The organism is Catenuloplanes sp. NPDC051500 (genome assembly GCF_044454585.1).
GTDB lineage: Bacteria > Actinomycetota > Actinomycetes > Mycobacteriales > Micromonosporaceae > Catenuloplanes.
Genome location: NZ_JBITDX010000023.1, coordinates 55,043 through 79,875 on the forward strand (window position 1 = coordinate 55,043; position 24,833 = coordinate 79,875).

A 24,833-nucleotide genomic window follows, 5' to 3' on the forward strand; every position below is an offset into this window, starting at 1 on the left:
CCCTGGTTTCTGGTGCCACCCACGGATCCGCCGGCCGCGGGAGCGCGCGGACGGTGACCACAGCGGAGGCGGGACAGCGCCCTTTATGGGTTGATGATCCGCCGCACGGCGGTCTTGATGGCCTCGCGGTGGGCCTCGGGTTCGGTCGCGTCCAGGCCGGTGCGGCTGAGCTCGAGGATCAGCGTGAGCAGCGTCGGGGCCGGGAGCGTGGCGTCGATGACGCCGCGGCGCTGGGCGGCCGCGAGCGCCTCGACCTTCTCCGCGGTCGCGGTGCGCACGCTCTCCGCGGACATGCCGAGGCCGTCGCGCTCAAGCGTGTCCCAGCGGTGCAGGCGCAGCAGCTCCGGGCGGGCGCGGAACTGGTCCCAGAGCCGTGCCGTGTAGGCGGGCAGGTCGTCCGCGTCGACCGGCACCTCGTCCATCGTCTGGATCACGATGGTGTCGAAGACCGCGTCGAACAGCTGGTCCTTGCTGCCGAAGTACTTGTAGATCATGGCTTTGTTCGCGCCGGACGCGGCCGCGATCCGGTCGACGCGCGCGCCCGCGATGCCGAACGCGGCGAACTCCGCGATGGCCGCGTCGAGGATGCGGCGTCGGGTCGCGGCGGCGTCTCCAGGCATGGCCCGAGTGTAGTAGGCAACTAGTTGGTTGCCTCCGGCGACCTCCTCGCTCTAGGGTGGCCAACTAGTTGGTTACCAAAGGAGCCGCATCATGTCCCAGACCGTCAACGCGTTCGCCGCCCTCGAGCGCGGCGGCCCGATCCGCCCGTGGACCTACCGGCAGCGCGACGCCCGCCCGCACGACGTGCGCATCGAGGTGCTCTACTGCGGCATCTGCCACACCGACCTGCACTACGTCGGACCGTGGGGCCGGGACTACCCGGTCGTCCCCGGCCACGAGCTGGTCGGCCGGGTCACCGAGACCGGCCCGTCCGTGACCACCCACGCGGTCGGCGACCTGGTCGCGGTCGGCCCGGTGATCGACTCGTGCCGCGAGTGCCCGCCCTGCCTGGCCGGCGAGGAGACACTCTGCCTGACCGTTGCCACCTCGACCTACGGCGCGCCAGACCGGCACGGCGACGGCGTCACCCGCGGCGGGTACGCGGAGCAGATCATCGGCGACGAGCGGTTCGTCTACCGGCTGCCGGACGGTCTCGATCCGGCGGCCGCCGCGCCGCTGCTCTGCGCGGGAAGCACAGTCTTCGCGCCGCTCCGGCACTGGGAGGCGGGCCCCGGTCGCACCGTCGGCATCGTCGGGATCGGCGGCCTGGGACATCTGGGCGTGAAGTTCGCGCGGGCAATGGGCGCGCACGTGGTCGCGTTCACGACGTCGCCGGCCAAGGCCGAGGACGCGCTGCGGCTCGGCGCGCACGAGGCGGTGATCACCGGCGATGGCGAGATGCCGGCCAACCGACTTGACCTGATCATCGACACCGTGCCGGCAGTGCACCCGATGACGCCGCTGGTCCAGGCGCTCGCCACGGACGGGACGCTTGTCAGCGTCGGACTGCCGGCCTCGTTCGACGTGGCGCCGTTCGCGCTCGCGGTCGGCCGGAAGTCGATCGCGGGCGCGGGCGCCGGCGGGACCCGCTCCACCCGGGAGATGCTCGAGTTCAGCGCGGCGCACGGGATCACCGCGGACATCGAGGTGGTCGGCACCGGCGACATCAACACCGCGCTGAAGCGTCTTGAGGCGAACGATGTGAAGTACCGCTTCGTCATCGACATGAAGCGCTGAGCCCGCCGCCCCGGCACCGGACCGGCGTCAGGCCGGGTCCGGCGGCAGCTGGGTGAGGAGCCACTCCAGCTGGTGGGCGGCGTGGAAGGCGTCGCCGGCCTCGTGGCCGTTGAAGGGGTACGCGTGGATCTCCTTCGGGGTGCGGGGCCCGCCGTAGGCGTTGAAGGCGGCGTACGCGCCGGTCGGCGGGCAGACGTTGTCCCGGAGGCCGGTGCCGAAGCAGGCCGGGGCGGTGGCGCGGCGGGCGAAGGTGACGCCCTCCATGTAGGACAGCGTGTCGAAGGCCGCGGGCGTCAGGTCCCGGCGGACGGCCAGGTAGGAGGCGACCTCGCCGTAGGGCGACGTCTCCACGTGGGAGAGCGCGTGGTGGATGTCGCACAGGAACGGCGAGGTGACGAGCAGCGCGGCCAGGTCCGGCACCAGGCCGGCGACGGCGAGCGCGAGTCCCCCACCCTGGCTGTTGCCGATCGCCGCCACCCGTGACGGGTCGACGCCGGGCAGCGCCCGCACCGCGAGCACGGCCCGGACCGCGTCAGTGATCAGGCGCCGGTAGTAGTAGGTGTCTGGTGAGCCGATCCCCCAGGTGACCGGCCACGGCGCGTCCGGGACCGCGCCGGGGTCGGGCGTGTCGCCGCCGTTGCCGTAGCGGCCGCCCTGGCCGCGCACGTCCATCAGCAGGTGGGCGTAGCCGGCTGACACCCACATCAGGCGCTCGTGCGGAAAGCCGCGGCCACGGCCGTAGCCGGGGAATTCGACGACCGCCGGGATGGTGACGTCCTCGACGAAGGACGGGCGGGAGTACCAGGCGCGGATCGGATGGCCGCCGAAGCCGGCGAACGCCACATCCCAAGTGGAGATCAGGCGCAGGCGGGTCTGCACCGGCGTCACGGAGAGCAGGATCGGGCCGCGCCGCTGCAGCGTGGAGGACCAGAACTCGTCGAAGTCAGGTGGGACGAGCACCTCCGGGTCGTACCCCTCCAGGTCCGGGGTCATGACGGCGGCGCCGTCGTCTCCCGCAGTACGAGCGAGGTGACGAAGTCGATGCGGCTTGCCTGCACGGGTACGCCCCGGGCCAGGTCGAGCAGCATGCGGGTGGCGGCGCCGGCCATCTCGCGCAGCGGCTGGTTGACGGTGGTGAGCGCGGGCCCGGTCCAGGCGGCGGTGGGCAGGTCGTCGTAGCCGATGACGGACAGGTCGCGGGGGACGGAGATGCCGAGGCGGGCGGCGGCGCGGAGCACGCCCATGGCCTGCATGTCCGACCCGGCGAAGATCGCGGTGGGGCGGTCCGGGCGGTCGAGCAGCCGGGCGCCGTGGTGCAGGCCGGCGTCGGCGGTGAAGTCGCCGTAGCGGACCAGGTCCGGGTCGACCGGCAGGTCCACCGACTCGTGGGCGAACCGGTAGCCGGCGACGCGGGCCTGACTGCAGAGCACGTCGCGCGGGCCGGAGACGACAGCGATCCGCCGGTGGCCGAGGTCGAGCAGGTGGCGGGTGGCGAGCAGGCCGCCGTTCCAGTTGTTGGCGCCGACCGTGGGCACGCGCGCGGAGGTGGCGCTGTCCGTGTCCACGATGACGAGCGGGATGCCGCGCCGGTCGAGCTGGAGCCGCTGCGCCTCGGCGAGCGCGCAGAGCACCATGAGCACGCCGAGCGGGCGGCGGGACATCAGCCGGTCGATGCGGGCGCGGTCCGGGCGGTGGCTGCCGTCGAGGTGCGAGACGACGACGGGCGTGCCGTCCGGTTCCGCGACCGAGCTGACGCCGCGCAGGATCTCCATCGCCCAGACCGAGTCGAGTTCGTGGAAGACCAGGTCGATGTGGCCGGCCGCGCGGCGGGTGGTGCGGCGCTGGTACTGGTGGCGGCGCAGGCTGGCCTCGACGCGATCGCGGGTGGACGCGGCCACGTCGGCATGGCCGTTGAGGACCTTGGACACGGTGGTGATCGAGACGCCGACCTCCTCCGCGATCAGCGCGATTGTGGGCTGGGTCATCGAAAGCAGCGCCGCAAGTTTCGGTCACGCGCAACAACCATGATCAACCCCAAGAGCCATCGTGGGTACGGGTAAAGCCTGTCTACACCGGTTGCGCCGCGATATCGAGACCTTGACATGTGTAGATGAATGGATTTAGGTTCCCGGCAGATATACCGGTTCAACTGCCGAAACTTTCGGAGGGGGTGCGCGTGACCACACTCGTGAAGGCACGGCCCACCACCGGAGGCACGACGCGCACGAAACGCCCGTGGCGCCGGGACCTGCAGCTCTACTCGCTCGCCGTACTCCCGCTGCTGTTCTTCCTGGTCTTCCGGTACGCCCCGATGCTCGGCAACGTGATCGCGTTCCGCCGGTTCCGCCCTGGTGGCAGCGTGTTCGGCGAGTACTGGGTGGGCCTGCGGTACGTCGAGATGTTCCTTGCCGACCCCGGTTTCTGGCAGGTCTTCACGAACACACTGATCCTCGGCGCGCTGTCGCTGGCGCTCTGCTTCCCACTGCCGATCATCCTGGCGCTGCTGCTCAACGAGGTGCGCATCAGGACCCTCAAGCGGTTCGTGCAGTCCGTGTCGTACCTGCCGCATTTCCTGTCCGTGGTGATCGTCGCGGGCATGATCGGGCAGTTGCTCTCCGTGGACGGCGCGATCAACGCGCTCGCCGGGACGGAGATCCCGTTCCTGCAGCGCCCCGAGTGGTTCCGGACGATCTACGTAAGTTCCGAGGTCTGGCAGACCGTCGGCTGGGGCACGATCCTCTACCTGGCCGCGCTGACCACGCTTGACGAGGAGCTCTACGACGCCGCGAAGATCGACGGGGCCGGGCGGTGGCGGCAGACCTGGCACGTCACGCTGCCCGGCATCCGGCCCACGATGATGACGCTGCTGATCCTGAACATCGGCACGTTCATGGCGGTCGGCTTCGAGAAGGTGCTGCTGCTCTACAACCCGCTCACCTACCCGACCGCGGACGTGATTCCGACCTATCTCTACCGGCTCGGCGTGGTCAGCGGGAACTTCTCCTACGGCGCCGCGATCGGGCTGTTCGAGGCGCTGATCGGGCTGATCCTGGTCTTCTCCGCGAACGCCATCAGCAGGCGCACTGTCGGAACGAGCCTCTGGTGAGACGCCTCTTCCACGTGATCAACGCGCTGATCCTCACCACTGTCGTCGTGGTGACGCTCTACCCGTTCGTCAACATCGTGGCGCGGTCCTTCTCCGACGAGGAGGAGATCATCGCCGGGCGGGTCACGCTGCTCCCCCGCGGGTTCGACCTGACCACGTACCGGCTGGTCATGTCCGATGATCTGTTCTGGACCAACTACCGCAACACTGTGGTCTACACGGTGGTCGCCACGCTCATCTCGATCGTGCTGACCACCTGCTACGCGTACGTGCTCTCCAAGCACCACCTGCGCGGACGCGGCCTGCTGGTCGGCATCGCGGTCTTCACCATGTTCTTCTCCGGCGGCCTGATCCCCAACTACGTGCTCGTCACCGGCCTCGGCCTGCGGAACACGATCTGGGCCGTGGTGCTGCCGAACGCGATCAACGTGTTCAACCTGCTGGTGATGAAGGCGTTCTTCGAGGGCCTGCCGGTCGAGCTCGAGGAGCAGGCCGCGGTCGACGGGCTCAATACCTACGGCATCCTGCTGCGGATCGTGCTGCCGCTGTCGAAGGCGATCGTCGCCACCATGCTGCTCTTCTACGCGGTCGCCTACTGGAACTCGTGGTTCACCGCGTTCCTCTACCTGGACCGGGCCGAACTGTTCCCGGTCACCGTCTACCTGCGGAACCTGATCGCGGGCGCGACGGACGCCACCTCCACCGGCAGCGCCGGCACCGACGTCGCACAGGTCGCGGCCAACATCAAGGCCGTGACCATGGTGCTGACAGTGGTGCCGATCCTGGCGGTCTACCCCTTCGTCCAGCGCTACTTCGTCTCCGGGGTCATGCTCGGCGCCGTCAAGGGCTGAAAGGTCTTCCCACTCATGAAACGTGTTGCAGCCTCCCTTCTTGCGTTAGCGACAGTCGCCGCCTGCGGTTCGAGTCCGGAGAGCACGAACCTGGACGAGAACCGGGCCGGCGCCATGACCGACTACGCGGTCGGCACGCAGTTCACCGCCACCGAGCCGATCACGTTCGACATGCTCTACAGCGACCACCCGAACTATGCGATCAAGAACGACTGGCTGTTCTGGCAGGAGCTGAGCAAGCGCACCAACATCACGCTCACGCCGTCAGTGGTGCCGGCCAGCGACTACAACCAGAAACGAAGCCTGGTGGTCAGCGCCGGAGACGCGCCGTTCATCATCCCGAAGGTCTACCCGCCGCAGGAGCAGCCGTTCGTGTCGTCCGGCGCGGTGCTGCCGGTCAGCGACTACGTCGACCTGATGCCGAACTTCAAGGACAAGATCGCGAAGTGGCGGCTGGAGCCACAGATCGACAACCTGCGTCAGGAGGACGGCAAGTTCTACGTGCTGCCCGGCCTGCACGAGGAGGTCTGGCAGGAATATTCGCTCGCCGTGCGCACGGACGTGCTCGCCGAGCTGGGGCTGCCCACGCCGAAGACCTGGGACGAGCTGCACACGACGCTGAAGGCGCTCAAGGCGAAGAACCCGGGGGCGTACCCGTTCTCCGACCGGTTCGCGATCCCGGACCCGGGCGGCAACCTGCTCAACATGATCTCGCTGGCCTACGGCACCACCGGCGGCTGGCAGTACCACAACGAGACCTGGGACGGGCAGAACTTCGTGCTCACCGGCGCGATGCCGGAGTACAAGGCCATGCTCACCTACCTGCACACGCTTGTCGCGGAAGGGCTGCTCGACCCGGAGAGCTTCACCCAGACCGACGACCAGGCCAAGCAGAAACTCGGCGCCGGCAAGACCATGGTGATCAGCACGAACGCGCAGACCCTGGTCAACGACTACCGCCCGCTGCTCAAGGACGGCGCCACAATCGCGAAGCTGCCGTTCCTGTCCGGGCCGGCCGGCGAGGTCAAGGGCTACACGCGGCTGGAGAGCGGCCTCATGATCTCCTCCAAGGCACGCGAGTCGAAGAACTTCGTGGCGCTCATGCAGTTCATCGACTGGCTCTACTACTCCGACGCGGGCCAGGAGTTCGCGAAGTGGGGCGTGGAGGGCGTCACATACACCAAGGACGCGACCGGCAAGCGCACGCTCACGCCGGACGTCAACTTCGTCGGGCTCAACCCGGCCGGCTCCAAACACCTGCAGAAGGACTTCGGCTTCTCCGGCGGCAACTTCGCCTACGGCGGCACCACCGAGCTGCTCAACTCCACGTTCTCCGCCGAGGAGCAGGCCTTCCAGCAGGGTATGGCCGCGAAGACGTCGATCCCGGTCCCGCCGCCCGCGCCACTGACCGACGAGGAACGCGAGCAGGCCACGCTCTGGGAGACCCCGCTCAAGGACTACGTCACCCAGCAGTCCCTGCGCTTCATCCTCGGCCAGCGCGACCTCGCCGAATGGGACACCTACGTCACGGAGCTGAGCGCCAAGAACGGCCCCGCCTACATCGAACTGGTCAACAAGGCCAGAGCCCGCTACGCGGACAAGAACAAATGACAACGCCATGAGGGTACGGCCGGAGGCGTCGATCCTGGACAGCCGGGCGGCCCGCACGGCGGCGTCGGTGCACCGGCTCCTCGTCACCGGCGTGTGGACCGCGCTTGGGTGTTCGCCCACAGTCGCCGCCGGGCTTGCGCTCGGCGGCGACGGGAGCAACCTGCCCCTGCTGGCCGTGGCCGCGCTGCCGGTCGGACCGGCCGTCGCGGCGGCGTTGTTCTCGCTTCGGGCACACCGGCCGGACCTGGGCGACCTGCATCCGTCCGCGGACTGGCTGCGCGGGTGGCGGTCGCTTGCCGGGCGGGCACTGCTGCTCTGGGCACCGTTCCTGGCGCTGCTCACCGTGCTCTCGATCAACCTGACGCACCTGGACGTGGCCGGAGTGCCCGGGTGGTGGGCAGCGCCACTGACGGTGATCGCGGTGACGGCGTGCCTGTGGGTGGCGGTGGCGCTCGTGCTCGTCGTGCTGTCCGAGGACGCGCCGGTGTCGGTGGTGGCGCGGCGGGCGGCGTACACGCTGATGACCCGGCCGCTTGTGACACTCGCGGTCGCGGTGCTGCTGATCGTGGCCGCCGCGGTCACGCTCGCCTGGTCCGAGGGGGCGCTGCTGATCGCGGCGCCGGTGCTGCTGCTGGCGCTGCTGCGAGCGGTGACCGCGTGAAGAGCACTCGCCCTTGATCAGCGCCAGTTGATCAGCGTCTTTGATCGGCGTCTTTCAGAGGGGCTGTCAGCGCTTGATCGCGACGCCGCCGCTCATCTGGACGTGCGGGTCCTGCTCGGCGGGGTCGGTGCCGGGCTCCGGGCGCCAGCGGTGGACCATGACCACGCCCGGCTCCTCGAGCTCGAGCGTGCGGAACAGCCCGCGGACCTCGTCGTCGGTGCGTGGCTTCGCCGGGATGCCGCGTGCCTTGTAGCCGGCGGCCGCGCCGACCGCCTGCGCGCTGTTCGCCGTCACTGTGGAGATCGCGAGCGCGCTGCCGGCCGGGACCGCGCTCAGCAGCTCATCGATGATCGCGTGCGCCTCCGCCTCCTCCGTGACGAACTGAAGTACCGCGATGAGGCTGATCGCAACCGGCTTGCTCAGGTCGAGCGTCTCGAGCAGCTGCTTCGCCCCGAGGATGGCCGGCACGTCGCGCAGGTCGGCGTCGAGGTAGGCGGTGATCCCGTCCGCGTGCGAGCTGAGCAGCGCGCGGGCGTGCGCCAGGACCAGCGGGTCGTTGTCGACGTAGACCACGCGGGACTCGGGCGCGACCTGCTGCACGACCTCGTGCAGGTTCGGCGAGGTGGGCAGCCCGGTGCCGATGTCAAGGAACTGGCGAATGCCGTGGTCCCTGGTCAGGTGGCGGGCGGCGCGCACCATGTAGTCGCGGTTGGCCCGCATGGAGATCGGCAGGCTCGGCGACGACTGCATGATCGCCTCGGCCGCCTTGCGGTCGGCCTCGAAGTTGTCCTTGCCGCCCAGCAGGTAGTCGTAGATGCGGGCGGAGTGGGCAACTGTCGTGTTCAGCTCAAGGGGCGGCACGACTGTTGAATCTACCTCCCACACGTCGTGCGTGGACAGCCGGTCTCATCGCGTTTTGGCATCACCCTCCGTAGATAACCGCTGCTTCCGACCGGTCGGTTCTCGCGATCATGACGCAACGCATACGCCGATGTCAATGATCGCTTTCGGGCGCCGTCCACAGTTGACTGAGCCACCGGACAGTGCGCATAGTCGATGTCGACGGCAGCCGATACGGGGGTTGAGGTTGGCCGTGCGTGCGATTCAGCGCGTGCGATGACGCCCCCGTGCGGTCCGAACCGACACGAGGGACAGCGATGAACAAGCTCAGCAAGGCGGCGTACGCAATCGCCGGTGGCATGGTGCTCAGCACGCTTGTGGTGGCGCCCGCACAGGCCGTTACCGCACACGGTTGCGGCTGGCCGCGGGTCTGCTTCTACCAGTCGGCCTCCCGCTACAACGCCGCCAACCCGAACGCGGCCTACCAGGACCGGGGCTACCAGACGCTCACCACCGCCGCGAAGGGCGCCGACTACATCTACAACAGCCGCAACGACGACGGCGCCCTGCTCTACACCCGCTGGGACGACGGCTCCTCCCGCACCTTCTGCATCTTCCCCAACGAGACCGTCCACCTCCTCAGCGACGAGACCGTCTACGCGATCAACATCAAGAACGCGGAGAACTGCAGCTCCTGACCCCCACCGGCCGGTCACGCCGCGGTGAGGCGCGACCGGCCGGTCACCTTTGCGATCATGTCCGCATGACACAGTGGAGGCCGGTCCAGGGGTGGCGCTTCGGGCATGTCCTGGTCGGGCTGATGTTCCTGTTCGGCGTGGGGATATTGGGAGTGGTCACGGTCGGCGTGCTGAGCGCCGAGGACGGCGACCCGAGGTCGCTGCTGGCCTACCCGTTCATCGCCCTGTGGCTGAGGCTCGTCTGGCAGATGGGCACGACCGGGCTGTTCGTCGGGCCGTCCGGCATCCGGATCCGGCGGTTGTTCCGGAGCCGTACCGTGGCATGGTCTGAAATCGCCCGGTTCGTCGTCGCGCCCGGTGAGGCGTCGGGTGGGCGGGACGCGATCTGGGTGTGGCTGGCCGACGGTGAGCGGCTCTCCACCAGGGTGTATCGCGACACGGGCCTGAACGTCACGCGGAACAGGCAGGACGAGGTGCTCAGCGCGGAGCGTTTCGACAGGGTCCTGGAGGATCTTCGCGGCCGGCTGGCGGTCGCCTGAGCTCAGCTGTGGAACTCCTCGACGTGGCGGCGCAGCACGTCGTCGCCGAAGTCGCAGTCGGGGTCGCGCCACACGGTGTGGACGTGGTTGACGTTGCGCTGGGTGTTGTCGTACTCGGCGAGCAGGTGGGGGCCCTGGAGACGGTAGTAGTGCGGGAGACCGCGCTCCAGACCGCCGGCCCAGGCGACGTGCACGTCGTGGAGGCGGTCACCGGCGAACTTCTCGGCCTCACGCGCGGCAAGCTCCTCCGGGACGCGGCCGATGAACACGTCGAGGAGCGCGCGGAGCCGGGCCTGCTGAGACGCGGACAGCTCGGCGGCGGCAATGCCCTTCGGAGCCGCGGTGAGACCGACCGCATCGTGGTGCTGCGGGCCGAAACCGGCGCGGGCCTCGGCGTTCTGATGGATCGAGGTGGCCAGGTCGTGCAGGCCGGGCTCGGGGAGATGGCCGCGCCAGACGTCCGGGAGCGGCATCAGGCGGTCGCCGTCACCGAGGCGCGGCCGGTTCCCGCTGACGATGTCGACCGGCGCGACCGGGCTGATCACCGCGCGGGAACGCTGCTCCTCGTCGAGCGACTCGATCAACTCGCGGGCCAGCTCCTCCGCCGCACCGAGCGGGCGCAACAGCAGGCCGCCGAGCAGCGGTGACGTGGCCGGATCGGCGCCGAGGAAGCACGGCGTGCTGGCCCGCACGCGGCCGTCCAGGATCAGGTGGTGCACGGAGACGTGGTGCCCGCCGAAGCGCCACGACCACGGCCCGGACAGGCTCGGCTCGCCGAACACGGTCAGCCAGTAGGCCAGCGGGTCGCGGTTGCGCTCCCGGCCCCAGTTGCCGGCCCACCCGTCCGCCTGGTCAAGCACATTCTCCAGGCCGATGATCGTCGACGCGGTCACGTAGCCGGGGTGCGACAGGCCGGCCGCGACCAGGCGCATCGCACGCTGCTGCTGCGCCGGGCGCATCCGCTGCAGCGGGAGCCCGCCGTGGTCGGTGGGCGTGTAGTACCAGCGGTGCCGTTCCTCCTCGGACGGCCAGGGCCGCACCGCGGCGGCACGCTGCTCACCGTCCAGCAGGTCCAGCCAGGCACGCGCCGCCTCGACCATGCGCTCGCCCACGACCCGGTCCGGCACGGACCCTCCCTCGCCTGCAGAATTCCCAGGCGGGAGCGCATGGGAGACGGCGGGCCCGCGAGGACAGGATCGACTCAACGGCCCGACGCGGCCCGGCGCGCCGGCCGGTCAGGCACGCCAGCCGGTCAGGCACGCCAGCCGGTCAGGTCCCATCGCGAATCCGCCACCGTCGACGATAGAACATCCTGATCGCCCACGCGCCGCACCCCGGACCGATCGGCCACGGAAACGCACGCCCGCCGGTCTTCCCGGGCCACGGCGGCACCGGCTCCGAGCGACGTGCGGAACGCCAGCGGAGCCCGACGCGCCGGCTTGCCCGCAGGAGCAACTCTGTTGCCATTCGCGTCCGGTCGTCTGGGGACCGACGATCGAATGGGCTGGGGCGTGGTGAGTGGTTTCGGCCGGTCGTTGCGGTTGCAGAGGGCGAGCAGCACGGCCGTCGTCACGGCGGCGGGCCGAGGCGCTGTGGGTCGAGACAGATCCGAACCGGGGCAGCCGCGAAGCGGGGCAGCCGCGGCTTGGGCGGGCACAAGGGCCGGCACCGAGGCCGCGGATTCCGCAGGAATGCGGGTTGGTCGTGGCACTTCAGCAGGCCTCAGGGCCGGGCATGAACGCAAAGCAACACCGGATCCGCATATGTCAGGACACAGCCCGCGCTCACGGCCCGCGTCAGGTGGAGGCCCCGCGGTCAGTGCCCAGGTCCGAGCGCTATGCGCCCGACATATCGTTATATGAGTGCCTGCCTGTGCGTTCATCCTGACGCCGAAGGCGCAGGAAGGCCCACGTCAAGATCCTTGCGGCTCTGGTGGCCCTTATCGCGCTCGGATAAGGGCCACCAGAGCCGCAAGGATCTTGCATCCCGCCAGATGGACGCGAGATCCCGCACAACGAACCCATCTCGGCGCGGAGCGCCCGAACTGCCGCAAGCCCTGGCGCGGCGATACGCGACAGCCAAGATCGACCGCAGCCCTGGCGCGGCGACACGCGAGAGCCAAGATCGACTGGTGCTTCGGCAAGCTCCCGGCTTCGGTGCGGGCCCTTGCGACCGCCCAGGCCGAGATCACCCCCGTGCCGGCCCTTCGACCGTGAGGCCGCAGACCGCCGCACGCGCATGGGCAGCAGAGTCGGGAGTGTGCGGGCCGCGACCACCCACAGAGTGGGTAGAGGCGGCTCTGGAATTGTGTGACGGGCCCGGGAGGGGTCGCTCACCTACTCGCCATCGCCGCGGCCGCGACGGTGCTGGTCAGGCTGCCGGGGCGATGAGTGGGCCGCGGCGGCCGAGGGCCCAGACCGCGAGCGCGAGGGCACAGACGGCGAGCTCGGCCAGGGTGATCGCGGGCCAGCCGCCGGAAGACCACAGTGGGGCGACCACGGCCGAGGCGACGGCGCCGGTCACGAAGTTGGTGGTGATCATCGCGGTGTTGACCCGGCTGCGCGCCTCCGGGACCAGGGCGAACAGCCGCGACGAGATCAGGACGGTGAGCGGGAACAGCGCGATGTGAAGCAGCACGATGCCTGCGATGAGCAGCGGCACGGAGTCCTGCGCGAGTCCGAGCAGCCCGAAGGACACCAGCGCCACACCCCATGTCACCCCGATCGCCGGCAGTGACAAGCCGCGGTCGTGCAGGACGCCGGTGCGTTGCGCGGCGACCGCGCCTGGCAGACCCGCCAGACCGAAAAGGCCGATGACGATCACGGGGTACGCGAACGGGGGCGCGCTGAGCAGGAAGGTCAACGAGGTCCAGAACATCATGAACGCGGCGAACTGCAGCGCGCTGAGCAGCAGGCTCCAGCGCACCATCCGATGCCTGCGGATCACGGTCCCGACCGAGGCGAGCAGCGCTGGATAGCGCAGGCGCGGCCGGTCGGGCAGCACCGGGATGCTGCGGTAGGCGAGCGCGGCCAGGATCAGTGTGGCGACGGCGGCGACCACATAGATGGCGCGCCAGCCCGCGGCTTGGGAGATCAGGCCGCTGAGGGTACGCGAGATGAGCGTGCCGCTGAGGAACCCGGCCATGACGGTGCCGATCACCCGCCCCCGCCCGGCGTCGTCCGCGAGATCCCCGGCCAGCGGGATCGCGACCTGCCCGGCGACAGTGCTCAGCCCGAGCAGCGCGATCGCGGCCAGCAGTGCGCCGAACGTCGGCGCGAACGCGCAGGCGAGCAGCGCCACCGCGGAGCAGGCCAGCAGCGCCGGGATCAGCAGGCGGCGGTTGAGGAAGTCGCCGAGCGGCACGACAAGCACGATGCCTGTGGCGTAGCCGATCTGGGTGGCGGTGACCAGCCAGCCCGCCGTGGCCGTGGAGACCTCCAGATCCTCCGCGATCAGCCGCAGCAGCGGCTGCGCCCAGTACAGGTTGCCGACGGCCACGCTGCCCATCACGGCGATCAGCAGCGTCAGCCCGCGGCTGATCGTGGGACGGGCCGGAGCCGGGTGCACGCTCATCACCCCAGTAGATCAGCGGGGACAGGTCCGCGCGCGCTTGGAGGACCGGCGGGCTGGTCGCGCGCGGCGACGACGTGTCTCAGGGGCGCAGCAGCGTCTTGATCGCGCGGCGCTCGTCCATCGCCCGGTAGCCCTCGGCCGCCTCCTCAAGCGGGAGCTCCAGGTCGAAAACCTTTCCGGGGTCGATGGTGCGGGCGGCGATCAGGTCCATCAGGTGCGGCAGGAAGCGGCGTACCGGGGCCGGGCCGCCGTGCAGGTGGACCAGGGAGAAGAACATCTCCATGCCGGGCAGGGCCACGTCGTGGGTGACGCCCACGTAGCCGACGTGGCCGCTCGGGCGGGTGGAGCGGATCGCCTGCATCATCGACTCCTGGGTGCCGACCGCCTCGATCACCGAGTGCGCGCCGAGCCCGCCGGTCAGCTCCTTGATCCTGGCGACGCCCTCGTCGCCACGCTCCGTGACCAGGTCGGTGGCGCCGAAGTCGAGCGCGAGCTTCTGGCGGGACTCGTGCCGGCTCATCGCGATGATCCGTTCCGCGCCGAGCTGCTTGGCGGCCAGGACCGCGAGCAGGCCGACCGCGCCGTCGCCGACGACCGCGACGGTCTTGCCCGGGCCGGCCTCGGCGGCGACCGCGGCGAACCAGCCGGTGCCGAGCACGTCGGACGAGGCCAGGTAGCTCGGGATCAGGTCGGCGGGCGGGGCCTCGGGCGTGGCGACGAGCGTGCCGTCGGCAAGCGGGACCCGCAGGTACTCGGCCTGGGAGCCGAGCATGCCCATCGGCACCCGGTGCACGCAGCCGCTCTGGTAGCCGGCCCGGCAGATCTCGCAGGTGTTGTCCGACGCCCAGAACGAGCCGACGACGAACTGGCCGGGCCGTACGGTGGTGACCTCGCCGCCGACCGCCTCGACGACGCCGACGTACTCGTGGCCCATGGGTGTCGGGCCGTCGAGCGGCTGGATGCCGCGGTACGGCCACAGGTCCGACCCGCAGACGCAGGCGGCCGACAGGCGGATGATCGCGTCCGTGGGCGCCTCGATCCGCGGGTCGTCCCGGTTCTCCACCCGGACGTCGCCGGGGGCGTGCATGACGGCTCCACGCATGATGTCTCTCCTTGAGGTCGTGCCCGGTAGCGGCGCTTTCTTCAACGCGCCGGACACCTTTCAGGAAACCGCGCCGGGGCGGAACGGGGGAGCCCCTGTGGTGAGGTGTACCGGCAGTACATCCCAGTTGCGCGCGCTGCCGCGTACCGTCGGGGAGGTGAACAACCGAGTCGAGGTGCAGGAGTTCCTCTCCTCCCGCCGCGCGAAGATCACACCGGAGCGGGCCGGCATTCCCGCTGGTGGGCAGCGGCGTGTTCCCGGGCTGCGCCGCGGCGAGGTCGCCGCGCTGGCCGGCATGAGCGTCGAGTACTACTCGAAGGTCGAGCGCGGCGCGCTGGCTGGTGTGTCCGCCGGCGTGCTCGAGGCGATCGCCCGCGCGCTGCACCTCGACGACGCGGAACGCGCCCACCTGATGCGCCTCGCCCAGGAGGCCAACGGCAGCAGCGCGCTGCTCAAACCGAGCCGGCGGCCGAGACGGCGTACGGTCCGGCCGAGCCTGCAGTGGACGCTCGACGCGATCACCTCCCCGGCGATCGTGGTCAACGGACGGCAGGACCTGCTCGCGGCGAACCTGCTCGGCCGTGCCCTGTTCCGCGACCTGTACGCCGGCCCGTCCGCCACGCCGAACTTTGGCACGTTCACGTTCCTCGACGCCGCCGCCCGCCGCCTCTACCCGGACTGGGAGCTGTTCGCGGACATGACGGTGGCGAACCTGCGCACCGCCGCCGGCGTCGACCCGCACGACAAGGGCCTGCACGACCTGGTCGGCGAGCTGTGCACCCGCAGCGACGACTTCCGCCGCCGCTGGGCCGCCCACAACGTCCGCATCCACGGCACCGGCACGAAGGACTTCCACCACCACGTGGTCGGCGATCTGACGCTCGCCTACGAGAGCATGGAGCTGCGCGCGGACAGCGACCTCACGCTGACGATCTACGCGGCCCAGCCGGGCTCGCCGACCGCGGAGGCGCTCGCGCTGCTGGCCTCCTGGGCCGCCACCACCGGCACGGCCGCCGCCGTCCCGTCCTGAGCTGATCGCCGAAGGGCCCCGGAGCGCTCCGGGGGCCCGTTGAGGGCCTGCGTGAGTTCGCCTACCCGCACGCGATCTCCGAGCGCACCGAGCCCGCGACCGGCCCGGTCACGACGACGTTCGGCCGGGCACCGGGCGCGATGGCGGCCGCGCTCGCCGCCGTCCGCGACCGGCTGGAGCGGACGGCCTGATCAGACGTGCCGCCACCGTCCGGGACGCAGGCTGTCCCGGCCGGCCCCCGCCTGTGGGCGAGGGCCGGCCGGGACGTTGCCAGGTGTCACCTCCCGTCGAGGAAGGTGAGGAGCATGGTTGTGGTCTCGGTGGGGTGTTCCTCGTAGATCCAGTGGCCGGAGTCGGGGATGACAGTGCCTGTGACGTCCGTGGCGTACTTCTGTGCCTGGTCACCGACGAAGGTGCCCATGGTGCCCGCCGCGCCGACCGCGAGTACCGGCATGGTCAGCGGCGTCTTCTGGTACTCGGCGTCGTTGGTGATGTCCTGTGGCAGCGTCCGGAACCAGGCGAAGCTCGCGGCGAGGTGGCCGGGCCGGCGCAGGTTGCGGGCGTAGACGGCGATGTCACCGCTTGTGAGTGAGCCCTTCTTGACCATGAGATGGTCGGAGAACGTGTCGATCCACACGTCCTCGTTGCCCTGGATCATCTGTTCGGGCAGGCCGTTGCCGACGGTGAAGAACCCGAAGTTCCACAGGCCGGGGCCGTTCGCGGTCAGCGCGGGGAAGTCATAGATGCTCGGATCCGGGATCGGCGCCTCGCTGAGGACGAGTTTCGTCACGTCGGCGGGGTGGGCGGCGGCGTAGGAGTAGGCGACCATGGTGCCGATGTCGTGGCCGACGATGCGCAGGTCCTTGTCCAGCCCAAGCTGGGTGAGCAGGCCGTGCAGGTCGGCGGCCATGGTCTTCTTGTCGTATCCGGTGGCGGGGGCGTCGCTGTCGCCGGCGCCGCGCAGGTCCGGGGCGACGACTGTGTACTGCTCGGCCAGGGCGGGCATCACGTGCCGCCATTCGTACCAACTCTGCGGGTAGCCGTGGATCAGCAGCAACGTCGGCCCGTGCCCGCCGATGACGTAGTGGATGCCCACGTCCCCGACCGGCGTCTTGTGCTCGGTGAACCCGGCCGGCATCACCTCGGCGGGAGCAGGGGCCGCGGCGTTGCATCCGGTGATCGCCGCGGCGGCGGCAAGCGCGAGTCCGAGGCCGATGCCGAGCGAACGTGAGTAGCGCATGGTGAGCTCCTTGGGGCTGCGAATGGGGGGTGTGCGGGGTGCTGCCCGACAAGAACACCACCGGAGCCCCCACCCCCGAATCAGGGAAACCCCACAGTCCACAGCCACAGCCCCGGGGGTACGACTGGGGAGCCGGCGGATGGTCTACTTGAACGCGTGCCGATAGCTTCCGAGGGCCGGCCGGTCCCGTTCATCGGGCGCCAGGACGAGCGCCGCCACCTGGAAGAGCTGCTTGACGGCCTGCGCGACGGCCGCAGCGGCACGCTCGTGCTCGCCGGTGAGCCCGGCACCGGCAAGACCAGCCTCCTCGACCGGGCGGCCGCGGGCAGCCAGGACGTGCGCGTGGTCCGCATCGCCGGCGTCGAGTCGGAGGCGGTGCTCGGCTTCGCGGCGCTGCACCTGCTGCTGCGCCAGTGGCTGCCCCGCATCGACGCGCTCCCGGCACCGCAGCGGGACGCGTTGCACACCGCCTTCGGCCGGCTGGCCGGCGTGCCCGCGGACCGCTATCTGGCCGGCATGGCCGTGCTCACGCTGCTCGCCGAGGCGGCCGAGGAGCAGCCGCTGCTGTGCATCGTGGACGACGCGCACTGGCTGGACCGGGCGTCCGCCGAGGTGCTGGCGTTCGTGGCGCGTCGCCTGCACGCCGAATCGGTCGGGCTGCTGTTCGCCACCCGCCCGCCGGTCCCGGCCGTGCTCGACGGCCTGCCCGCGCTTACCGTGCCGGGAATGCCGGGCGACGACGCCGGAAGCCTGCTCGCGGCAAGCATCGGCGGCCGCGTCGACGGCACGGTCGCGGCCAGGATCGTCGACGGGACCGGCGGCAACCCGCTCGCCCTTGTCGAGCTGGCCCGCGCGCTCACCCCGGAGCAGCTCAGCGGCGCCGCGCCGCTGCCCCGGCAGCTCCCGGTCGGCACGCTTCTGGAAACCCACTACCAGCGGCAGATCGCGGAGCTTCCGGCCGGGACCCGGGCGCTGCTGCTGCTCCTCTCCGCGACGCCGCCGGAGGAACCGGCGCTGCTCTGGCGTGCCGCCGCGCATCTCGGCATCGCCGCGGACCGGGTCGACCCCGCGTTGTCCGCGGGCATCCTGACCGACTCGCTCGACTTCCGGCACCCGCTGATCCGCTCCGCCACCTACCGGGGCGCGAGTGCGCCCGACCGGCGGCGCGTGCACGCGGCGCTTGCGGCCGTCTCCGATCCGGTGCGGGACCCCGACCGCCGCGCGTGGCATCGCGCGGAGGCCACGATCGGCCTTGACGAGGACGTCGCCGCGGACCTGGAGCGGGCATCCGAACGCGCGCGGGCCCGCGGCGGCAACGCCGAGCAGGCCGCGTTCCTGACCCGCGCGGCCGATCTGTCCCCCGCCCTGGCCGACCAGGCCGCGCGCCTGGTCGCCGCGGCCCGCGCGCACCTCGCACTCGGCGACTCGGCCGCCGCGGTCGCGATGCTCGACCGGGCCGAGGGCGGACTCGACGGCGTCGTGCCGCGCGCGCTCGCGATGCAGGCCCGGGCCACGGCCGCGATGCAGTCGGGCAGGTTCACCGACGTACCCGGAATCCTTCTCGAGGCGGCCGCGTCGATCGCGGACCGGGACGCGGTGCTGGCTCGGCGGATGATGTTCGAGGCGCTCCAGGCCGTGCTGATCTCCGACAACCGCGCCACCACTGTCACCCTTGACGACCTGTCCCACGTGGTGCTGGCCTCGCCCGCGGCGGCGACACCGGCGCCGGCCTATGCCGACCTGTTCCTGACCGGCTACGCGACCCGTGCCGCGGTCGGCTACCGGGAGGCCGTGCCGCTGCTGCGCGACGCGCTGGCCGCGCTTGACGCGGCCGAGAACATCACCGACGAACGCCTGCCGTTCGCGGTCGTCTGCGCGTTCGCGGCCGAGGACGTGTGGGACGACGAGGCCGGACGCCGCGCCTGGCAGCGACTCGAATCCCACGACCGGGACAGCGTCGCGCTGTGGACGCTGCGGACCACGCTGATGGTCGGCGCCACCTGGGAGATGCGCGCCGGCCGGTTCGCGGCCGCCTACGCCCGCCACGACGAACTCGCGGAACTCTCCGACGTGGTCGGCCGCCGGCACCCGGCGATCCAGCGCGTCGAGCTGCTCGCCTGGAGCGGCCGCGACGCCGAGGCCCGCGCGGCCGCCACCGAGGCCCTCGGGGCGGACGACGTCATCCGCAACTGCCTGGCCGTCCTGGACATCAGCCGCGGCCGGTACGCCGAGGCGCTCGCCGGGCTGCTGCCGTCGTTCGCCCGCGACATGCCGGGCATCGCCAACCGCGCGCTTCACGACATCGTCGAGGCCGGCGTCCGCAGCGGCGACAACCAGGCCGCGAAGGCCGCGCTCGCCCGGATGGAGGAACGCGTCCCGGTGAGCGGCACGCCGTGGGGGCTGGGGCTGCTCGCCCGCTGCCGCGCGCTGATGGCCGACGACGACCAGGCCGAGGCGCTCTACCGCGAGTCCGCCGACCAGTTGGCCCGCACGCAGATGGCGGTCGAGCTGGCCCGGACGCACCTGCTCCACGGCGAGTGGCTGCGCCGCGGCCGCCGGCGGGGTGACGCCCGTACCGCGCTGCGCACCGCCTACGACATGTTCACCGGGATGGGCGCGGCAGCGTTCGCGGAGCGGGCTCGCGCCGAGCTGACCGCGACCGGCGAACGGCCGGCGGGCCGCGACGCGCAGACCACCGGCGGCAACGGGCTGACCCCGCAGGAACGGCAGGTCGCGACGCTTGCCGCGGCCGGGTCCACGAACACCGAGATCGCGTCCCGCCTGTTCCTGAGCAGCTCCACTGTCGAATACCACCTCACCAAGGTCTTCCGGAAGCTCGCCATCACCTCCCGCCGCCGCCTCGCCGCCGCCCTGAGCGACGAGGTGTAGCGGCAGCCGCCCGGGATCAGGCCGCCTGCGCGTCGTCCGCCTTGACGGCCGGCGCGTGATCATCCGCGGTGACCGCCGGAGCGCTCGTGGATCCGTTGCGGAGCCGCCCGAGGAGCCCTGCGAAGTCGACCCCGGTCAGGTCCGTGCCCAGCTGCAACCCCTGCGCCACGTTGCCGGCCACCGACCTGGTGATCGACGACGCCCCGTCCGTGGAGATCACCGTCAGCTTGTCGATCTCGCCGATCGGGCGGCTGGCGGCCTCGACGACCTGTGGCAGTACCTGGGCCAGCAGGTCGAGGATGGCGGCCTCGCCGTACAGGTTGAACGACGCCGCCTTCAGCCGCATCGACTCCGCCTCGGCCTGCCCGAGGGACCGCCACGCCGCGCCCTCGGCCTGGCCCTCCAGCTCGGTGGCGCGGGCCAGCGCGGTACGCCGGGCCAGCTCTCCCTCGCCGACCAGCCGGGAGCGTTCCGCCTCCGCCTGGGCCTCGGCGATGGTGCCCTGCCGGCGGGCGTCGGCGGCGAACACCTCGCTGTTGCGGTGCGCCTCCGCCTCCTGCTCCAGCCGGTAGCGGGCGGCGTCCGCGGGCTTGCGCACCTCGACGTCGAGCTCGCGCTCCTTCAGCTCGGCGTTGCGCTCCGCGACCTTGCGCTTCTCGGCCAGGATCGCCTGGTTCTGCTCCGCCTCGGCGAGCGGGCCGGCCGCGGCCGAACGGGCCTTCGCGGCGTCCACCTCGGCGCGGATGCCGGCCCGCTTCAGCTCCAGGTTCCGTTCCGCCTCCGCGACCGACTCCTCGGCGAGCAGCCGGGCCTGCTCGGAGGCCTGCCGGGCCAGCGACTCGGCGATCGCGGCGTCCTTGAGCACCCGGGCCGCCTCGGGGCGGCCGAGGTCCTGCAGGTAGCTGCCCTCGGTGAGGATGTCCTGGACCTGGAACGTGTCAAGCACCAGGCCCTGGTTCGTCATCGAGTGCTCGGCCTCCTCCGCGACCGCGCTCGCGAACGCGACCCGGTCCCCGATGATCTCCTCGATGGTGAGCCGGCCGACGATCGCGCGCAGCGAGCCGGCCAGGACCTCGCGGGTGAACTGGTCGATCTCCTTCTGCTGGTGCAGGAAGCGCTGGGCGGCCGCGCGGACCGCGTCCTCGGTGCCGCCGACCTTGACGATCGCGACGCCGTGCAGGTTCGTGCGGATGCCGAGCTTGCTTACCGCGCCCTGGATGTCGACGCTGATCCGGCGGCTGGACAGGTCGAGTGACTGCTTGCGCTGCACCACCGGCAGCACGAAGACGGACGCGCCCATCACCACCTTCTGGCCGGAGAAGTCGAGCGAGCGGACACCTGCCGAGTCAGTCACCGAGCGTCCCTTGCGGCCGGTGATGATGAAGGCCTCGTTCGGGCCGGCGACCTTGATCCGGGAGAAGACGAACATCACGACGAGGAAGACCACAAGTACGCCACCGGCGGTCGCGATCAGAATCGGCATGCGCTGCTCCTTAGGAGAGACGTTCCACGATGACGCTTGTGTCCGACGGCGCCTCGACCACGAAGATCTCGGCGCCGAGCCCGATCGGGCGGTCCGCGCGGGCGTAGAGCTTCACCGGCAGGCCGCCGAAGCGCACACGCACCTCGCCGTACCCGTGATGGGGGATCGCGGTGACGACCACGCCCATCGCGCCGATCAGATCGGCCCGGGTGGGTGTGGCATCGGTGGGGATGTTCCGGGCCCAGTGGGACAGCCGCACGGCGAGATACGCGGTGGGGACCGCGGCCGCCACGCCGATGCCCGCGGCGGCCAGGAGCTGACCTGGCGTACGCGCGCCGAGCACCTCGGCCGCGATCGCGCCGCCGAAGCCGAACGCACCCAGGAATCCGGCGATCGACTCGACCGAGGCGGGCCCGCCGAGGTCGACGTGCACCACCCGGAGCGCACCGGCGCCGAGCAGCGCCACCGCGAGGATCGCGGCGCCCAGGCCACCCACGAGCAGGAAGATCAGCGTCGGCGGTGCCACCACGGACCCTCCTCACCTCGGAGGCGCCGCACGCTGATGATCACTCACCGTGTGTGTACCTCACCGCGAGAGTAGGCGGCCCGCACCACCCGGCCTTCGTGCGCGAACGCGGTGTACCGGGCCCGCCCGGCTGGCACCATGATCGGAGTGGATCGTCGATGCTTCGGCCGGACAGTGCTGCTTGCGGCGGCGTACCCGCTGATGCCCTCGGGGGTGGCAGTCGACTACGGCGGGCGCATCACCAGGGCGGCCGTCATGGCACGCGCCCACGACTGGCTGAGCCGTAAGGTGCGGTATTCGCAGGACAACCGGCTGGCCCGCTGGGACCTGAACAAGGGCCGCCGCTACCGCCCGGACTGCTCCGGCTTCATCTGCATGGCGTGGGCGATCGACAGCCGCGACCCGCGCTACGGCCGCGCGCTGACCACCTGGGAGCTGCGGCAGGTGGTCACGCCGATCAGCCGGGCCGGTCTGCAGCCCGGCGACGTGCTGCTGCGCGCGCGGGCCGGCCACCGCGGCAGCGACCACGTCCGGCTGTTCGAGGCGTGGGCCGACCCGGCACGGACGGTCGCGACCGTGATCGAGTCGAGCAGCAAGGCAGGCGGCATGCAGCGCCGGACCGTGGTCCTCGCGCAGGCCGCCCGCTACAAGCCCTACCGTTACCTGCGGATCGTCTAGGCGACCGTCAGCTGCCCCAACTCCTGGGTGCAGCGGGTCAGTGCGACGTAGAGCCCGTTCCAGCCGCGTGGCTCGGCCGCGATGCCGTCCGCGTCGACGACGAGCGCCGCGTCCCATTCCAGGCCCTTGGCCTGCGTGGCGGTAAGCACCGGCACGCCGTCCAGCGCTGGCCGCAGCGCGGCGATCCGGCCCGCGGGCGCGACCACGCCGACCGTGCCGCCCTGCCACCGCTCCCGCAGCGTCGCCACCGCGTCCACCGCCGCGGACACCAGCTCGCTGTCCGGCACGGTGCGCTGCCACGGCGCGATGCCGGACGAGCGGACCGCGCGCGGTGGGCTGTTCCGGCTTCCGGCCCGCCGCAGCACCGGCCCGGTCAGCGCCATCACCTCACGCGGCGTGCGGTAGCAGATGGTCAGCTCCGCCGCGGTCCAGCGGTCGCCGAGCGTCGCCTGCACGGCCTGCGCCCAGCTGGTGTGCCGGTGCGCGGCCTCGGCCTGGTCGATGTCGCCGACCGCGGTGATCGAGCGGCTGGGGCAGCGTCGCAACACCATCCGCCACTGCATCTCGGACAGCTCCTGCGCCTCGTCGATCACCACGTGGCCGTACACCCAGTCGCGTTGCTCCTTCGCCCGGTCCGCGAGGAACTCGCCCTGCGGACGTGGGCTCTCCACCGGGCCGAGTAGATCCGCCACCGCGTCAAGCAGCGGGATGTCGCTTGAGGCCCACGGCTCCGGCTCGGCCGCCACAAGCGCGGCGTCCTCGGTGGACAGATGGCTCGGGTCGGCAAGCACCGCGCGGAGCGTGGCCGCCGTTTCCCGGGTCGGCCACACCGACTCGACGAACCTGCCGATGGTCGGGTGTTCCGCGATCCGCTCCCGCAGCTCCTCGATCTCCTCCTCGGACATCAGCCCGTCGACGTCCGAACCGGACCGGCCGTCGTTCCCGGGTTCCGGCCGCCCGAACCGGGCCAGGATGTCCTCGAAGCCCTCCTCCATCTGCTCCAGCAGCGCGGCCCGCTGTTCCGCGACAGCGGTGGCGAGCACCTGATGCAGCTGCTCGGCGAAGACCGCACGCGCCCGGTGGTACGACCGGCCCTGCACCGCAGAGGTCAGCATCTGCGCCATCACGTCCGCGCCGATCAGATACGTCTCACCCGCCCAGCGCAGCGACAACTCGCGCGCCCGCGGCAGCAGCGAGCGCACCCGGGCCTCAAGCGCGGACTGCCACACCGCCCGCCCCTTGATCTCCGCCACCCGCCGCGACTCCGGCCGGGCCACGGCAGCACCCGGCACAAGCGTGTCGCAGGTGGCCGACACGACCGCGGTCTCGCCGAGCGCCGGAAGCACCTGCGCGATGTAGGTCAGGAACCGCGCGGACGGGCCGAGCACCAACACCGCCTGCTCCGCCATCCGACGGTGGGTGAACAGCAGATACGCCACCCGGTGCAGCGCTACCACGGTCTTGCCGGTGCCTGGCCCGCCCTGCACGATCAGCGGCCCGGCCGCGTCCGCGCGGATGATGTCGTCCTGCTCGCGCTGAAGCGTGGAGATCGCTGTCGACATCGTGCCGGTGCGCCGCTCGTTGAGCGCGGACAGCAGCGCGCCCTCGCCCACCAGGTCACCCGCCGCGGCGCCGTCAAGCGGCTCGTCGTCCATACCGACCACCACCACGCCGCTGGTACGCACGTGACGGCGCCGGGCCTGCCCCTGCGGGTCCACAGGCGTCGCCGTGTAGAACGGGCGTGCCGCAGGCGCCCGCCAGTCGACGACAAGCGGATCCGCGTTCTCGTCGTCGTCCCGGATCCCGGCCCGGCCGACACGAAGCACCGTGCCGTCCAGCCCGTCCAGGCGCCCGAAGACCAGCCCGCCGGACGCGCGCCCGATCTCCTCGTACTGGCGGCGGAGCAGGCGGTGCCGGGCGCGCTCGGTGGCGTCCTCCGCGGGCACGGCCAGCTCGGCCGCCAGGCGCGCGGCCAGCCGGTCGCGCTGCGCCACCGCACGGTCGAGGAAATGCTGTTCCTCCGCGACGGCGGTCTCCAGCGACGTGTTCCCGGAATCATTTCGGAGCATTGCAGGACCTCGAATTGACTAATCAGATCGGCTCGTTCCGAGCGGCAATGCTAAAGCGATCCGGCGGTACGTCCCGGCCCGAAACGCCTTGAAGAGACGGTTGTCTCACGAGCTTGCGCCGGGCGCCGTAATGGTGATCTCCGGCCGCTGAACTGCTACTTGACGGGCGGATTCGACTGTGCCCAATGCGTCTTTATCAG

The 24,833-nt window shown here is 71.2% G+C and carries 21 protein-coding genes; 10 read left to right on the top strand and 11 right to left on the bottom strand.

The annotated features are described in order from the left end of the window. Positions 1 to 83 precede the first annotated feature (83 nt). The gene (locus ACIA8K_RS33690; protein ID WP_396066692.1) at positions 84 to 620 is read right to left on the bottom strand and encodes a TetR family transcriptional regulator; all 537 of its coding nucleotides are present in this window, start codon (positions 618 to 620) and stop codon (positions 84 to 86) included. 91 nt (positions 621 to 711) lie between these two features. Here ACIA8K_RS33690 and ACIA8K_RS33695 point away from each other — a divergent pair, with 91 nt between their 5' ends. Further along, positions 712 to 1,737 (top strand): NAD(P)-dependent alcohol dehydrogenase, encoded by a 1,026-nt coding sequence (locus ACIA8K_RS33695; protein ID WP_396066694.1) that lies wholly within the window; start codon positions 712 to 714, stop codon positions 1,735 to 1,737. A 27-nt stretch (positions 1,738 to 1,764) separates the two neighbouring features. On the opposite strand, the gene ACIA8K_RS33700 is transcribed toward ACIA8K_RS33695, so the two are convergent. Both ACIA8K_RS33700 and ACIA8K_RS33705 read right to left on the bottom strand, forming a co-directional pair. Further along, complete coding sequence (locus ACIA8K_RS33700; protein WP_396066696.1) at positions 1,765 to 2,730, bottom strand: acetylxylan esterase; 966 nt, start codon at positions 2,728 to 2,730, stop codon at positions 1,765 to 1,767. After that, positions 2,727 to 3,722 carry a LacI family DNA-binding transcriptional regulator gene (locus tag ACIA8K_RS33705; RefSeq protein WP_396066700.1) on the bottom strand — a complete coding sequence of 332 codons (996 nt, stop codon included), beginning with the start codon at positions 3,720 to 3,722 and terminating at the stop codon, positions 2,727 to 2,729. The genes ACIA8K_RS33700 and ACIA8K_RS33705 overlap by 4 nt, the downstream gene beginning before the upstream one ends. 191 nt (positions 3,723 to 3,913) lie before the next feature. Between ACIA8K_RS33705 and ACIA8K_RS33710 the strand changes: the two genes are divergently transcribed. From ACIA8K_RS33710 to ACIA8K_RS33725, 4 genes are read left to right on the top strand one after another with little or no spacing between them, the layout of a single operon-like run. Next, on the top strand, positions 3,914 to 4,843 hold the full coding sequence (locus tag ACIA8K_RS33710) for an ABC transporter permease (protein WP_396066703.1): 930 nt from the start codon (positions 3,914 to 3,916) through the stop codon (positions 4,841 to 4,843). Next, a complete protein-coding gene (locus ACIA8K_RS33715; protein WP_396066705.1) occupies positions 4,840 to 5,694 on the top strand; it encodes a carbohydrate ABC transporter permease in 855 nt (284 codons plus the stop codon). Before ACIA8K_RS33710 ends, ACIA8K_RS33715 begins: the two co-directional genes overlap by 4 nt. A gap of 15 nt (positions 5,695 to 5,709) precedes the next feature. Beyond that, positions 5,710 to 7,305 (top strand): extracellular solute-binding protein, encoded by a 1,596-nt coding sequence (locus ACIA8K_RS33720; protein ID WP_396066707.1) that lies wholly within the window; start codon positions 5,710 to 5,712, stop codon positions 7,303 to 7,305. A 7-nt stretch (positions 7,306 to 7,312) separates the two neighbouring features. Next, entirely contained in the window at positions 7,313 to 7,966 is a 654-nt protein-coding gene (locus tag ACIA8K_RS33725; RefSeq protein ID WP_396066709.1) for a hypothetical protein, read from the top strand. A 66-nt stretch (positions 7,967 to 8,032) separates the two neighbouring features. On the opposite strand, the gene ACIA8K_RS33730 is transcribed toward ACIA8K_RS33725, so the two are convergent. Next, complete coding sequence (locus ACIA8K_RS33730) at positions 8,033 to 8,827, bottom strand: SAM-dependent methyltransferase (RefSeq protein WP_396066711.1); 795 nt, start codon at positions 8,825 to 8,827, stop codon at positions 8,033 to 8,035. A gap of 296 nt (positions 8,828 to 9,123) precedes the next feature. On the opposite strand from ACIA8K_RS33730, the gene ACIA8K_RS33735 reads away from it, so the two are divergent. Next, on the top strand, positions 9,124 to 9,504 hold the full coding sequence (locus tag ACIA8K_RS33735; RefSeq protein ID WP_396066713.1) for a hypothetical protein: 381 nt from the start codon (positions 9,124 to 9,126) through the stop codon (positions 9,502 to 9,504). Positions 9,505 to 9,569: 65 nt separating this feature from the next. Continuing rightward, positions 9,570 to 10,043 carry a PH domain-containing protein gene (locus tag ACIA8K_RS33740; RefSeq protein ID WP_396066715.1) on the top strand — a complete coding sequence of 158 codons (474 nt, stop codon included), beginning with the start codon at positions 9,570 to 9,572 and terminating at the stop codon, positions 10,041 to 10,043. A gap of 2 nt (positions 10,044 to 10,045) precedes the next feature. Here ACIA8K_RS33740 and ACIA8K_RS33745 read toward each other — a convergent pair whose 3' ends face one another. The 3 genes from ACIA8K_RS33745 to ACIA8K_RS33755 all read right to left on the bottom strand — a co-directional run bounded on the left by ACIA8K_RS33745 (position 10,046) and on the right by ACIA8K_RS33755 (position 14,718). Continuing rightward, positions 10,046 to 11,170, bottom strand: coding sequence for a DUF3500 domain-containing protein (locus tag ACIA8K_RS33745; protein WP_396066717.1), 1,125 nt, complete (start codon positions 11,168 to 11,170; stop codon positions 10,046 to 10,048). A gap of 1,243 nt (positions 11,171 to 12,413) precedes the next feature. Continuing rightward, the gene (locus ACIA8K_RS33750; protein WP_396066719.1) at positions 12,414 to 13,616 is read right to left on the bottom strand and encodes an MFS transporter; all 1,203 of its coding nucleotides are present in this window, start codon (positions 13,614 to 13,616) and stop codon (positions 12,414 to 12,416) included. 79 nt (positions 13,617 to 13,695) lie between these two features. After that, complete coding sequence (locus ACIA8K_RS33755) at positions 13,696 to 14,718, bottom strand: zinc-dependent alcohol dehydrogenase family protein (protein ID WP_396066721.1); 1,023 nt, start codon at positions 14,716 to 14,718, stop codon at positions 13,696 to 13,698. 157 nt (positions 14,719 to 14,875) lie between these two features. Here ACIA8K_RS33755 and ACIA8K_RS33760 point away from each other — a divergent pair, with 157 nt between their 5' ends. Continuing rightward, the gene (locus ACIA8K_RS33760) at positions 14,876 to 15,748 is read left to right on the top strand and encodes a helix-turn-helix transcriptional regulator (RefSeq protein ID WP_396066723.1); all 873 of its coding nucleotides are present in this window, start codon (positions 14,876 to 14,878) and stop codon (positions 15,746 to 15,748) included. A gap of 277 nt (positions 15,749 to 16,025) precedes the next feature. Here the strand turns inward: ACIA8K_RS33760 and ACIA8K_RS33765 are convergent, their stop codons facing one another. Then, a complete protein-coding gene (locus tag ACIA8K_RS33765; protein ID WP_396066725.1) occupies positions 16,026 to 16,988 on the bottom strand; it encodes an alpha/beta fold hydrolase in 963 nt (320 codons plus the stop codon). 156 nt (positions 16,989 to 17,144) lie between these two features. On the opposite strand from ACIA8K_RS33765, the gene ACIA8K_RS33770 reads away from it, so the two are divergent. Beyond that, positions 17,145 to 19,877, top strand: a complete 2,733-nt coding sequence (locus ACIA8K_RS33770; protein WP_396066727.1) for an ATP-binding protein — start codon at positions 17,145 to 17,147, stop codon at positions 19,875 to 19,877. Between the two features lie 16 nt (positions 19,878 to 19,893). On the opposite strand, the gene ACIA8K_RS33775 is transcribed toward ACIA8K_RS33770, so the two are convergent. Both ACIA8K_RS33775 and ACIA8K_RS33780 read right to left on the bottom strand, forming a co-directional pair. After that, positions 19,894 to 21,360 (bottom strand): flotillin family protein, encoded by a 1,467-nt coding sequence (locus ACIA8K_RS33775; RefSeq protein WP_396066730.1) that lies wholly within the window; start codon positions 21,358 to 21,360, stop codon positions 19,894 to 19,896. A 10-nt stretch (positions 21,361 to 21,370) separates the two neighbouring features. Then, positions 21,371 to 21,889 carry a hypothetical protein gene (locus tag ACIA8K_RS33780; protein WP_396066732.1) on the bottom strand — a complete coding sequence of 173 codons (519 nt, stop codon included), beginning with the start codon at positions 21,887 to 21,889 and terminating at the stop codon, positions 21,371 to 21,373. Positions 21,890 to 22,033: 144 nt separating this feature from the next. Between ACIA8K_RS33780 and ACIA8K_RS33785 the strand changes: the two genes are divergently transcribed. After that, the gene (locus tag ACIA8K_RS33785; protein ID WP_396066734.1) at positions 22,034 to 22,564 is read left to right on the top strand and encodes a hypothetical protein; all 531 of its coding nucleotides are present in this window, start codon (positions 22,034 to 22,036) and stop codon (positions 22,562 to 22,564) included. Here the strand turns inward: ACIA8K_RS33785 and ACIA8K_RS33790 are convergent. Beyond that, positions 22,561 to 24,633: a HelD family protein gene (locus ACIA8K_RS33790; RefSeq protein WP_396066736.1), complete on the bottom strand. Its 2,073-nt coding sequence runs from the start codon at positions 24,631 to 24,633 to the stop codon at positions 22,561 to 22,563. The two genes, ACIA8K_RS33785 and ACIA8K_RS33790, sit on opposite strands and share 4 nt — an antisense overlap. Positions 24,634 to 24,833: the final 200 nt, after the last annotated feature.